This is a genomic window from Rhizobium sp. WSM1328, from assembly GCF_057653715.1.
Genome location: NZ_CM172788.1, coordinates 1,488,174 through 1,500,149, shown reverse-complemented (window position 1 = coordinate 1,500,149; position 11,976 = coordinate 1,488,174). Strand labels below are relative to the sequence as shown.

General features: G+C 59.6%; 14 protein-coding genes. 4 read left to right on the top strand and 10 right to left on the bottom strand.

Annotated elements, in window-relative coordinates; genetic code table 11:
* Positions 1 to 187 precede the first annotated feature (187 nt).
* A complete protein-coding gene (locus AC2444_RS07645) occupies positions 188 to 1,096 on the top strand; it encodes a COG3904 family protein (RefSeq protein WP_012757080.1) in 909 nt (302 codons plus the stop codon).
* Positions 1,097 to 1,282: 186 nt separating this feature from the next.
* Here the strand turns inward: AC2444_RS07645 and maiA are convergent, their stop codons facing one another.
* The 4 genes from maiA to hppD form a co-directional block, all read right to left on the bottom strand.
* Positions 1,283 to 1,915, bottom strand: coding sequence for a maleylacetoacetate isomerase (gene maiA, locus AC2444_RS07640; protein WP_012757079.1), 633 nt, complete (start codon positions 1,913 to 1,915; stop codon positions 1,283 to 1,285).
* Positions 1,912 to 2,937, bottom strand: coding sequence for a fumarylacetoacetate hydrolase family protein (locus tag AC2444_RS07635; RefSeq protein WP_012757078.1), 1,026 nt, complete (start codon positions 2,935 to 2,937; stop codon positions 1,912 to 1,914). Before AC2444_RS07635 ends, maiA begins: the two co-directional genes overlap by 4 nt.
* A gap of 39 nt (positions 2,938 to 2,976) precedes the next feature.
* Complete coding sequence (hmgA, locus tag AC2444_RS07630) at positions 2,977 to 4,338, bottom strand: homogentisate 1,2-dioxygenase (protein ID WP_012757077.1); 1,362 nt, start codon at positions 4,336 to 4,338, stop codon at positions 2,977 to 2,979.
* Positions 4,339 to 4,399: 61 nt separating this feature from the next.
* Positions 4,400 to 5,509, bottom strand: a complete 1,110-nt coding sequence (gene hppD / locus AC2444_RS07625; protein WP_012757076.1) for a 4-hydroxyphenylpyruvate dioxygenase — start codon at positions 5,507 to 5,509, stop codon at positions 4,400 to 4,402.
* 130 nt (positions 5,510 to 5,639) lie between these two features.
* On the opposite strand from hppD, the gene AC2444_RS07620 reads away from it, so the two are divergent.
* Positions 5,640 to 6,119, top strand: a complete 480-nt coding sequence (locus AC2444_RS07620) for an Lrp/AsnC family transcriptional regulator (protein ID WP_003558671.1) — start codon at positions 5,640 to 5,642, stop codon at positions 6,117 to 6,119.
* A gap of 51 nt (positions 6,120 to 6,170) precedes the next feature.
* Here the strand turns inward: AC2444_RS07620 and AC2444_RS07615 are convergent, their stop codons facing one another.
* The gene (locus AC2444_RS07615; RefSeq protein WP_012757075.1) at positions 6,171 to 6,632 is read right to left on the bottom strand and encodes an Lrp/AsnC family transcriptional regulator; all 462 of its coding nucleotides are present in this window, start codon (positions 6,630 to 6,632) and stop codon (positions 6,171 to 6,173) included.
* Positions 6,633 to 6,755: 123 nt separating this feature from the next.
* On the opposite strand from AC2444_RS07615, the gene AC2444_RS07610 reads away from it, so the two are divergent.
* Entirely contained in the window at positions 6,756 to 7,547 is a 792-nt protein-coding gene (locus AC2444_RS07610) for a phenylalanine 4-monooxygenase (RefSeq protein WP_012757074.1), read from the top strand.
* A gap of 60 nt (positions 7,548 to 7,607) precedes the next feature.
* On the opposite strand, the gene AC2444_RS07605 is transcribed toward AC2444_RS07610, so the two are convergent.
* Positions 7,608 to 8,621: a L,D-transpeptidase family protein gene (locus AC2444_RS07605; protein ID WP_041935502.1), complete on the bottom strand. Its 1,014-nt coding sequence runs from the start codon at positions 8,619 to 8,621 to the stop codon at positions 7,608 to 7,610.
* Positions 8,622 to 8,740: 119 nt separating this feature from the next.
* Here AC2444_RS07605 and AC2444_RS07600 point away from each other — a divergent pair, with 119 nt between their 5' ends.
* Complete coding sequence (locus tag AC2444_RS07600; RefSeq protein ID WP_012757072.1) at positions 8,741 to 9,634, top strand: LysR family transcriptional regulator; 894 nt, start codon at positions 8,741 to 8,743, stop codon at positions 9,632 to 9,634.
* 47 nt (positions 9,635 to 9,681) lie between these two features.
* On the opposite strand, the gene AC2444_RS07595 is transcribed toward AC2444_RS07600, so the two are convergent.
* The 4 genes from AC2444_RS07595 to AC2444_RS07580 form a co-directional block, all read right to left on the bottom strand.
* Positions 9,682 to 10,566 (bottom strand): hypothetical protein, encoded by an 885-nt coding sequence (locus tag AC2444_RS07595; RefSeq protein WP_012757071.1) that lies wholly within the window; start codon positions 10,564 to 10,566, stop codon positions 9,682 to 9,684.
* Between the two features lie 71 nt (positions 10,567 to 10,637).
* Complete coding sequence (locus AC2444_RS07590; RefSeq protein ID WP_012757070.1) at positions 10,638 to 10,952, bottom strand: hypothetical protein; 315 nt, start codon at positions 10,950 to 10,952, stop codon at positions 10,638 to 10,640.
* A gap of 121 nt (positions 10,953 to 11,073) precedes the next feature.
* Complete coding sequence (locus AC2444_RS07585; RefSeq protein ID WP_012757069.1) at positions 11,074 to 11,655, bottom strand: BA14K family protein; 582 nt, start codon at positions 11,653 to 11,655, stop codon at positions 11,074 to 11,076.
* Positions 11,652 to 11,819 (bottom strand): hypothetical protein, encoded by a 168-nt coding sequence (locus AC2444_RS07580; protein ID WP_012757068.1) that lies wholly within the window; start codon positions 11,817 to 11,819, stop codon positions 11,652 to 11,654. The genes AC2444_RS07585 and AC2444_RS07580 overlap by 4 nt, the downstream gene beginning before the upstream one ends.
* Positions 11,820 to 11,976 lie beyond the last annotated feature (157 nt).

The window sequence follows — 11,976 nt, the reverse complement described above, 5'->3', positions numbered from 1 at the left end:
TAGTGAAAAGCCGCCGGCAGTCAGCGCCGGCGTCTTTTTTTGGCCGAGACGATCGCCACTCGTTTGAAGCTCAAGATAAACGCCGCGGTCTTCTCACTTCTCCTACAGCCTGTCTGGTGAGCTACGAGCAGGCTTGCAAGAACATTCGTCGCAATGTTGAATAGTTACAGTAAACGCGGGGGAATCGATGCGTTACATCGTGGCTGGGTTGTTGTTTCTATGCGCATTTCCTCTGTCTGCGGCGGAGATCACGCGAGAGCCGTTGGAGGGCGACACAGACCTGATCTCCGTCACGGGCGTCTTGAACGAAGGCGACGAAATTGTCTTCAGAAACTTGGCCGCCGCCTCCAGCAAAGCCCTTGTTTTTCTAAACAGCGAGGGCGGTGATCTCAAAGCCGGGATTGAGATCGGACGTGCCATCCGCCTTCGAGGCTTTGCCACTGCCACCCCGCCGGGGACCTTGTGCGCGTCGGCTTGCGCCCTGACCTGGCTTGCCGGTTCGCAGCGGTTTCTTCAGCCCGAATCCAATATCGGTTTCCATGCCGCCTATCGCGTGGTCGACGGAAAGGCCAGCGAGAGTGGTGTCGCCAACGCACTGGTCGGAGCTTATCTCAACCAGTTGGGATTGTCCGAGACTGCCATCGCCTACGTGACGTCGGCACCGCCTGAAGGCATCGCGTGGCTGACGGCCGCGAAGGCGCAGATGGTGGGCATCACTTACGACGCGATTGACGAGGACGGACCTGATCCGGCGTCCGAGGCGGGCAAGACGTTTCCCCACGATCCCATGGGCACGGTGACGGCCTTCTACTCCGCGCTCGCCGCAGCCGATGGTGAAACCGCCTCAGCGCTGGTCGTTCCGGAGAAACGCGGCCAAGGCCCATTCAACGAAGTGTCGATCCACGCCTTCTTCGGCGCGATGTCGGAGCCGCTCAAACTCACGGGAACGGCACTACGCGGCAATGATGATGTCCGGGTTTCGTACGAATACGTCACCAATGATGGACGTCGCTGCCAGGGTCGTGCCGATGTCCAGACCACCTACGTGTTTGGCAAGACCCTGGTCTCGAGGATCAAGGCGCTTGATGGCTGCTAGACAAATTACCGCACCTCGCCCGCGGACCGGCGATGCTTACTCTTCATACCTATAGGAATTGGCATCGCATTCGCCGCGATCGTGAGATCCCAGTCCACGCGATCTGGTGTGTGCCGGCCATTGATGCGAGAGCCGCAGGAAGAAGGGGATGCTTCTTCGAATTTCGTCCCGGGTCCCGCTCTGCCGTTACGGCTTCACGCGGTCGGGATGCGCCGCCTGGAAGGCCGGCAGGTCTGCGCATCCGGCGTCGATGTCGACGATGCGCTTGAAAGCGGTCAACTCAACGCCCCAGCGACGGGCGTTGTAGACCTGGGGAACGAGGCAGAGGTCCGCCATCGTCGGCGTATTTCCAAAGCTGAACGCGCCATCGGCTTTGCCGATCATGGTTTCCAGTTTGCCCAGTCCGTCGGTAATGAAATGCTTCATCCATTCCTCGCGGGCATCGGCCTTGTCAGCCATGCTCATCAGATGTGACACGACATGCAGGTTGCAGATCGGATGGATGTCCATGGCGACCGCATATGCGAGAGCGCGGACTTTCTGGCGATCGGCAATGTCAGATGGCAGCAATCCGCATTCCGGCCTGGTCTCAGCGAGGTATTCGACGATCGCCAGCGACTGCGTCAGTGTTTTCCCGTCGATCACCAATGTCGGCACCAGTCCCTGCGGGTTGAGGGCCAGATATTCCGGGGTCTTGTGCGCTACTTCCAACAGGTTGATGGACACTGTCTGATAATCGACGCCCAAGAGATTGAGCGCGATGCGGACGCGATAGCTCGCCGAGGATCGCCAGTAGTCGTAAAGGACGACCTCGCTCATTGCGGTCCGGCCCCTTGGTATTTCTCGACCGTCTGCTCGATTGCCCCGAAGATCGAATGGCCGGCCTTATCCTTCATCTCGATGCGGACCTGATCGCCGAACTTCATGAAAGGGGTCTTCGGCGATCCGGTCTCGATCGTCTCGATCATCCTGATTTCGGCAATGCAGGAGTAGCCGTCTCCTCCCTCTTCCACCGGCTTGCCCGGGCCGCCGTTGAGCTTGTTGGAGACCGTTCCCGAGCCGATGATTGTGCCGGCCGCGAGATTGCGGGTTTTGGCGGCATGGGCGATCAACTGGGCAAAATCGAAGGTCATGTCGATGCCGGCGTTGGCCTTGCCGAATGGCTTGCCGTTCAAGCTCACCAGCAGCGGGAGATGCAGCTTGCCGCCGTCCCAGGCATCTCCGAGCTCGTCCGGCGTCACGGCGACCGGAGAGAATGCCGATGCCGGCTTCGACTGGAAGAAACCAAATCCCTTCGCCAACTCGCCAGGGATCAGACTGCGCAGCGACACATCGTTGACGAGCATCAGGAGACGGATGGCGCCGCGCGCCGCTTCCGGGCTGCAACCCATGTCAACGTCGCCGGTGAGGACGGCGACCTCGCCCTCCATGTCGATCCCGTAAGCCTCGTCGGCCGCCACGATCGGGTCACGCGGCGCAAGGAAAGCGTCCGAGCCGCCCTGATAGATCAGCGGATCGGTCCAGAAGCTCGCCGGCATCTCGGCGCCGCGTGCCTTGCGCACCAGTTCGACGTGGTTGACGTAAGCGGAGCCGTCGGCCCATTGGTAGGCGCGCGGCAGAGGTGACGTAGCGTCATGTTCGTGAAACCGGATCGTCGGCTGGGCTCCGGTCTCGACCCCTTCGGCAATCAGCGCGAGCCTCGGAGCCACATGCTCCCAGTCATCGAGTGCTGCCTGCAATGTGCGGGCGATATGGCCGACCTCGGAACAGCGGGTCAGGTCGCGGGAAACGACGACGAGCCGGCCGTCCCGCGTGGAGTCTTTTAACGTCGCAAGTTTCATGTCCGAATTCCGTGCAGGAGGATGACTTCAGTTGATGCATCACTTGATGCCGGGGGTTCCGTCGAACTTGCGTTCCAGGCCGTCCCAGCATTCCAGGTAATTATCCTGCAGCGTTTCGAGCTCGGCTGCGTATTTCGTCAGTTGCTGCGGGTACCGGGTCTCGAACATGAAGGCCATGGTGTGATCGAGCTTCACGGGTTTGAGCTCGGTATTGGATGCCTTTTCGAAGGCGAGCGCGTCCGGCCCGTGGGGAAGCATCATGTTGTGCAGGCTCATGCCGCCCGGCACGAAGCCCTCCTCCTTGGCGTCATATTGGCCATGGATCAGGCCCATGAATTCGCTCATGATGTTGCGGTGGTACCAAGGCGGTCGAAACGTATGTTCGGCGACCAGCCAGCGCGGCGGAAAGATCACGAAATCGACGTTCGCCGTACCCGCATCTTCGGTCGGCGCGGTCAGCACCGAAAAGATCGACGGATCGGGATGATCGAAGCGGATAGCGCCGACCGGCGAGAACGTCCGCAAGTCGTATTTGAACGGGGCGTAGTTGCCGTGCCAGGCCACCACATCCAGCGGCGAATGGCCGATGTCGGTGACATAGAATTTTCCGCACCACTTCACATGCACGCGGCACGGCGTTTCCTTATCCTCGAATGCGGCGACAGGCGTCTTGAAGTCACGCGGGTTTGCCAGGCAGTTGGCGCCGATCGGTCCGCGGTCCGGCAGGGTGAATTTCGCGCCGTAGTTCTCGCAGATGTAGCCACGCCAGACCGTCTGGTCGCCACCCCTCATGATCTTGAACATCATGCCGCGCGGGATCAGGCATATTTCCAGGGGCTCGACATCCATGATGCCCATTTCGGTGAACACTCTGATGGCGCCGAGCTGCGGCACGATCAGCAATTCACCATCGGCGTTGAAGAAGTAATCGTCGACCATGTCCTCATTGAAGACATAGGCATGGGCTGACATGCCCACCTGGGTGGTGGCATCGCCTGCCGTGGTGATGGTCCGCACCCCCTCGAGAAACGTCAGCTTCTCCGAGGGTGCGGGGATGGGATCCCAGCGAAGCTGGCCGAGAGGAAGCGAATGTTCGTCCAGGCAAGGTGCGGTTTTCCAGAGCGGATAGGACGCGTTGGAGAAGCGACGGGTGTGACGCACGCTCGGGCGGATGCGGTAAAGCCAGGACCTTTCGTTGGTCCCGCGCGGCGCGGTGAACGGCGAGCCGGAAAGCTGCTCCGCATAGAGACCATAGTTGCATTTCTGCGGACTGTTCTGGCCTTGCGGCAAGGCGCCGGGAAGCGACTCGGTTTCGAAGTCATTGCCGAACCCCGGCATATATTTCAGCGTGTTTGCTGTCGCGGCTTCACCATCCGACGTCTGGATCGATGTCTGGTCCATGCTCACTCCTCCCCGAACACTCCAGCGCCGCGCGTCTGAAAGATGCGCGGCGCTAGTGAGTTTACTCCGCTGCAGTCCCGATGACACCACGCTTGATCTGATCGGCCTCGATCGACTCAAAGAGAGCCCGGAAATTGCCTTCGCCGAAACCCTCGTCGCCCTTGCGCTGGATGAATTCGAAGAAGATCGGGCCGATGACGGTCTTGGAGAAGATCTGCAGCAGGATTTTCGTCATGCCGCCATTCACCACACCTTCGCCATCGATGAGGATACCGTGTTTCTTCATGCGTTCGACAGGTTCACTATGGCCGTTCACGCGTTCATAGGACATGTCGTAATAGGTCTCCGGCGGACCCGGCATGAAACGCAGGCCGTTGTCGGCCAGCCTGTCGGTGGCGTCGTAAATATCCTCCGTTCCAACGGCGATATGCTGGATGCCCTCGCCCTTGTACTTCTTCAGATATTCCTCGATCTGGCTGGTGTCGTCCTTCGATTCATTCAGCGGAATGCGGATTTTGCCGCAGGGCGAGGTGATGGCGCGGCTCACCAGACCGGTGATGCGCCCATCGATATCGAAGAAGTGGATCTGCTTGAAATTGAACAGGTTGCGGTAAAAATCCCACCACTTGTCCATGTTGCCGCGAAAGACGTTGTGCGTCAGATGGTCGAGATAATAGAAGCCGATCCCTTGGGGATGCGGGTCGCGCTCGCCGAGCCAATCGAACTCGGCCTCGTAGGCCGATCCCTTGGCACCATAGGTCTCGACGAAATAGAGCAGCGAGCCGCCGATGCCGACAATCGCCGGAACATCGAGCATCTTGTCGTCCCCTTCATAGGGGACAGCGCCTTTTGACACCGCATGCTTGAACGCGTGTTGGGCGTCGACGACGCGCCAGGCCATCGATGGGGCGCAGGGACCGTGATTTGCGACGAAGCGCGCGGCATGGCTGCCGGGTTCGGCGTTCAGGACATAGTTGATGTCGCCTTGTCGCCAGACGGTGATATCTTTCGTCTTGTGTTTGGCGACCGCAACATAGCCCATGCGTGTGAAGAGTTCGCGCAGCGTTTCGGGCTCGGGATGGGCGAATTCGACGAATTCGAAGCCGTCGGTGCCGGCCGGATTGTCGGCGGTGATTTCCGAGGGCGGCGCGTCATGCGGGAAAGGACCCATTTTCTTTCCTCCAGAGGAAATTGCATTTGATATGCAAAGTGTGGCCCAAAACGCGTGCAAAGTTCTTGCATTCTTTATGCTTCAGGAGGAGATTATGCACGATCTGTGAGCGTTTTGGAGATTTTGTGCAATGGATGAGCCGCTCGATAAATTGGACCTGCGCCTGCTCCAGGAACTGCAAAAGGATGGCAGGCTGACGAACAACGAGTTGGGCGAGCGGATCGCGCTTTCACCGTCGCAATGTTCGCGCCGGCGCACAAGACTGGAGGCTGAAGGATATATCCGCAGCTACCGCGCCTACCTCGATCGGCAGAAGCTTGGTCTCGATATGCTGGTGGTCATTTCCGTGACACTTGCGACCCACAACAGAGACAATGCCCGCCGGTTTTCGCAATTGATCAACGGGTTGCCTGAAGTTCTCGAAGCCTATGCGCTGACCGGTGAAATGGACTATCACCTGACGGTCGCGACCCGCGGCCTCGCCGACCTCTCGAAATTCGTCAACGACGTGCTGTTGCCCCACGAGTCGGTGCAGCACGTGAAGACGTCGATCGTCCTCGACACGCTGAAGACATTCGAAGGCTTTCCGGTGCTGATGCCGGGCCATTGACATGGCGACAGCACGCGATGATGTCGACAGCATCGCCCTGCGCAGTCATATCTAGAGCGGCAATTCGGTCGAGAATTTCAGCTCGCGCAGCACAAAGCTCGAGACCACCGTGCGCACATGCGGGTTGCGCATGAGATAGCGGGTCATGAAGGCTTCGTAGCTTTCCACGTCGCTTGCCCTTATCTTCAGCATGTAGTCGAAGGCGCCCGACAGGGCGTAGCATTCCATGATCTCCGGCCGCTCCAGCACCATCGAAGCGAAAGATGCGACCGCCTCTTCGTGGTGATCCTCCAGCGTCACATGCGCGATCACACAGAGCTTGAGATCGAGTTTTCCAGGATCGAGCAGCGTCACCCGCTTGCGGATGACGCCGTCGGCTTCAAGCTCCTGGATCTTCCGCCATGCCGAACTCTGCGACATGCCGGCCTTTTCCGCCAGGTCGGCCAGCGACAGGCTGCCGTCGGCCTGGACGAGCTGCAGAAGCTTACGGCGAAAATTCCCAGGTTCTTTCATTTTTGGCGTCGCTTTCGGGAATATTTGCCACCATTATGGCGACAGCCAGCATGAAAGAAAAGAAAATCCTCCAAACTCGGATCATAATGGCAGGAAAAGTGCCCTGCTCGGGAGGATCAGCACATGACCAAGGAAAGCAGCTATACCGCCAAACTGCCCGGCCCGGATGGTTTGTACGACTACACCCCGGATGAAGATGTTATCTGGGGCGAACTCTACCGGCGTCAGATGACGCTGCTTTCCGATACCGCCTGCCGCGAATATCTGGACGGCGTCAAAATGCTGGGGCTGAAGCCGGATAAGGTGCCTCAGCTTCTCGATGTGAACAGACGCCTGAACGAGACCACCGGCTTTGGCGTCGAAGGTGTGCCGGCGCTCATTCCGCCCTCACGCTTTTATGAACTTCTGTCACAAGGCAAATTCCCGCTTGCAACCTTCCTGCGCCGTCGCGAACATATCGATTATATCGAGGAGCCGGACCTGTTCCACGAGGTCTTCGGCCACTGCCCCATGCTCACCAACCAGAGCTATGCCAATTTCGTCCGGCATTTCGGCGAAACCGCGGTCCGCCTCGGCAAGGGCTATTCATGGCATCTGTTCCGGATCTTCTGGTTCACTGTCGAATTCGGCCTGATCAATACGCCGCAGGGACGCCGCTGCTTCGGCGCGGGCATCGTCTCATCGCCCAACGAAGCGAAAGCGGCAATGGAAGGCAAAGCGTGCGAATTCCGGCCGTTCGATCTGCTGAGCGTGCTGCGGACGCCCTACCGGATCGATATCCTCCAGCCGATCTACTATCTGATCGACAGCTTCGCCGATCTTGAAGCGATCGTGGAGCAGGATATCGAGGCCACGATCCTCAAAGCAAAACAGCTGGGAGATTTCGCCCCGGCTTTCGAAGCCAAAGCTTCGTGAATCGCGAATGATAGGGAGCGACGCCAACACATCGCGTCGACGACGGACTGGAGAAGGCAGTCACTTCGGAGCGGCTGAACTTCGATTGACGAAGTCCACCACGACCCCTGGTTTGACCATAGCCGCCAACTCTTCGGCATCCCAGTTCGTCAACCGCACGCAACCGTGCGAGCCAACCTTGTCGATGAGCTTCGGTTCCGGTGTCCCATGTATACCATAAGTCGGCTCGGTCAGATCGATCCAGACCGTACCAACAGGACCGTTCGGCCCTTTCGGGATCGTCAGGACCTTATCGTTCTTTCCCTGTTTGAAGTTGCGCTTCGGGTCATACCGGTAGACCGGCATCCTCGCGACACCCTTGACCTTGTGTTTTCCTGACGGCGCCGGATTGTCTTCGCTTCCGATCGTTGCGGGATAGACTGCAAGCAGCGATCCATCCGCGGCATAGGCGAGCACCTGCCCCGTCTTCCTGTCGGCCTCGATCTTCTTGACCTTTCCTTGCCTTGGAGAGCCGGGATCCACGACCCACACCGTATCGCCAGGAGCAAACTGCGAAGCCAGGTTGAGCGCATGCACGAGATCGATGCCCATGTGGAACCGCTCGGATAGTTTCTCTGCAACGCTCGTATATCCCAAGCTCTGCATCTTTGCCTTCTCGCCATAGTCTTCGGGAATCTTGTCGACGACGCCCGCGGCATCCTCTGCCGAGACGACATAGCTTTCAACGATCGGGGCAACGATGGCGGCATTGCCTTCAAGGCGGGAGGCGACCTCTGGATCCAGCCTTCCATCGACAGGAAGATTGTTCATCGCCTCGAAGCCGGCCACGGCCTTGTCTACGTTTTCGCCGGAGAGGCCATCGATCACGCCGGGAGACGAGCCTGCACGGTCGAGCAGGACCTGAAGGCGGACGATCGCCGGGTCCGGATCTGCGGGCTTGGGCTTCCCTGCCTCAAAGGAAGCAATCGACGCGCTATTGATTGCTTCGGGTCGGAGTTCCCGCGCGCTAGCACCGCCAACGGAGATGGTGAGAGCGAGCAGCGACATCGGCAGGGCTGTTTTCATGGACGACAAATGGTCGGCGGCGCAACTTGTTCCAGTGCGACCCGAGCCAGAGGGGTGTTCACGATGATTTCAATGTCCAGCCTCAGCAAATTCAGTACAACGGCCATTTGATCCGAAGGAGCTCGTGAATGCCGCGCGAGAGCGTCAATGACCTGATGGCCTTTCTGGCGGTCGCCCGAGAGAAGAGCTTTACGCGGGCGGCTGCGAAGCTGGGCGTGTCTCAATCGGCGCTCAGCCACGTTGTCCGCCAGCTCGAGGCGCGGCTCGGGATCCGGCTGCTGACCCGTACCACGCGGGCCGTTTCGCTCACTGACGCTGGAGAGCGGTTGTTCCAAGGCGTGGGGCCTCATTTCGACGAGATCGAGGCTCAACTCGAAACCATCACGGAATTCAGGGAAAAGCCGGCCGGGAACATCCGCATCACGGCATCCGACCATGCGATCAACTGGATCATCTGGCCGAAGCTCCAGCGTTTCCTGCCGAACAACCCTGACATCAAGGTGGAGTTGATGCGCGAAAACGGGCTGTCTGACATCGTGACCGAGCGCTTCGACGGCGGCGTCCGGATGGGAGAGCAGGTGGCGAAAGATATGATCTCGGCACGCATCGGGCCTGATTTCCCTTTTGCCGTCGTCGGCGCACCCTCATATTTCGACGGCAATGGGGTTCCGGAGCATCCGCAGGACCTTGTCCGCCACAACTGCATCAACGAGCGCCTGCCCACATATGGCGGCTTCTGGGCATGGGAGTTCGAAGACAACGGGAAAGAGATCAGGATCAGGGTGGAGGGACAGCTTGCCTTCAATAACTCCTATCAGAGTGTGGAAGCGGCGCTGGACGGACTTGGCTTGGCATACGTACCGGAAGACGTCGCGCTGCCTCATATCGCGGAAGGCCGTCTGAGACGCGTGCTGGAAGCCTTTTCCCCACACTGGGATGGCTACCATCTCTACTATCCCAGCAGAAGGCAGTCCTCTCCGGCTTTCGTGGCGCTGGTGGACGCCCTGCGCCACCGAACCTGACGATCGGCATCGGGTATAGTCATCCTCTTTTCTACGGCAAGCAGCGCTCACGGCGTCTTCGCGTATTTCCTGGCTTCGCGCGATCTTGCCGTGCGACGGGCCGGCCTCAATTCCTCGATCGTCGGCAGCCACCACTCGGCGTTTTGAATCGGAAGCATTTTCGCGGGCCAGGTGCGGACGAGTTCTTCGAATGTGGGCGGCCGCCAATATCCCCAGACGTGATCCTCAGTAATGCCGGGATAGACGTCCACAACGACGTCCGGGTCGACCAGTTCGCCTGAGATTTCGGTAAAGACGACGATTCCATAGGCGATGACCACAGGACGTCCTATCGGCGGCAGGTCGTCGCTTCGAAGCGGGTAACGATGACGCTTTCGTTCCGCAGAGCGGAGCTTGCTGCGTATATCCTGTTCGGTCCCCTTCCGCTCCTCGGCTCGACGTCGTCTCTCCTCCGGCTCGTTTCTGCGAGCCGCCGCCTCGATATCAGACCATCTGCGTCGGAGTTCCTCATAGGACCGAAAGGGAACGTGCCATATCCTGAGATCGCCGTCCCACCGTGAGAATGGCACTTCGCGCAATTCGTCGACGACGGTCTTCGAGTACGGCGTGCGGATTCGAAAGCCTGCCTTGCCGAGTTCAAGATATGGACTGTCGATGGGATCGAAGACGAAGGCGTCGCGTCCCTTCGCATCCGCATGGGCGTCGGCTTCGGCCTCGATCTCGGCAAGCCATCGTCCGATGCGGCGGGACGCCGTCCGTCCGGGAACGAACCACGCCTTTCGGGCATCACTCCAGCGGGCCCGGGGGAAGCGGCTTCGGAATTGCTCGACAGTCATCCTGTCGTAAGGGAAGGAAATGTCCGCGCCCGGCTTCGCATCGTCTTCGTCGGACGGCGCCTCGTCGTGATCAGCGGCGGATTTCCTTTCTGTCATGGAAGGAGAACGCTGGCGCGAAGGGATCGGTTTCCGGTGAGGCGCCAGTTTGGCCACCGCTGGCGACCCTTTCAGTGAATTGTCTTCGATCGCTTCTCGGCATGCGAAATGTCATCGAGCGTCGCAATCAGCTTTTCGAACTCGTTCAAGACCCGATGGAACTCGGCGTCCTGCATGTTGGCGATTTCCGATATCGTCGAGGACACGGACGCAATCAGCCTGTCGATCCAAACACAGTGCTCGGCCGGCACATGTCCGAGAACCTCCCGACGATGCGTCTTCAACTCGCGGAGGATGCGAACGATAAGGGTTCCCCTGTCCGCTCGGCTCAAGAGCGGAAGCCTTGTCTGTGCCTGCTGGATTTCCGTTATCAGCGCCGTCGCCATCCCTGATCTCCAACACTCTAATACAACCGGGTATCACAACCGTAGCGTTCGCAACACGGACTTAAGTCCGATTCACCAGCGTGGTGCAGCATCATCCGCACCGCGCGACCACCGCCGATAATCAATTGCTCGTCGCAACGAGATCCGACATGTCACAGCTGCGCCGCGGTCCTTCCCATGGTTGATACGTATTGTCTTCCGGTCGATACGAGTTGTAGCGAGCGGCGCACCGGGCTACCGCCTGTGCATTCACTTTCGTACCGACGCCTTCACCGGCCTCCGCGACAGTCCGCCGGAACGGCGAAGCGCATTCGCGAGTCTCGCCGCTATAGGCCCGATAGCTGTTGGTCGCGGGATCGAAAGAGCGGTAGCGGTTTGCACACCAGCTAAGATGCGAGGCCGAAAGTCTGGGCTGCGGGGTCTGAAGTTCGGCTGGCGGGCGAGCCGAATCCGGCCTCGCCGCTGACGCCATGCTGGCCGACGCCTCGGTCACATAGCTGGAATAGAGAGGCGCAATTCGTTCATAGTGCTGCTGCCGAGGATCGACTTTCGCCGGCGTCGTCGTCCATAGATCGGGCGCTGCGAGCTCCTTGAAGGCGTGAGGCTCGGAATCCGCCACGACATAGGATGCGAAAGATGCGGCAGCGACGCAGACCCCGACCGAGCTTAAGATGCCAAAGGCAACCGATGCGATGGCTTTCATCGTCCCGACCCCTGCTGTTGAGCCTGTGGAATCCAGACGCGGCCGGCGGCACTGCTATGTCGGCCGCCGGTGGCGACAAGCACGGCGAGAATGCCGGCGATTGCCAGCAGGATGGCGATCAGCGGCACGGCCAGACCACGGGATTTCTCTTCGGAATAGATCATGTTCCTCTCCTCGTTGGCGCTCCGGCGGCGGAGTCGCCGCCGGGGCATCGGCTGTTTTTGGCCGCACGACGACGCTGCCGTCGGTCGTGCGGCGGTTCCCGGACTTTGAGCGATGATTTCCGGATGGAGGACGCGGCAGAGGCCGCGTGTAGGATCA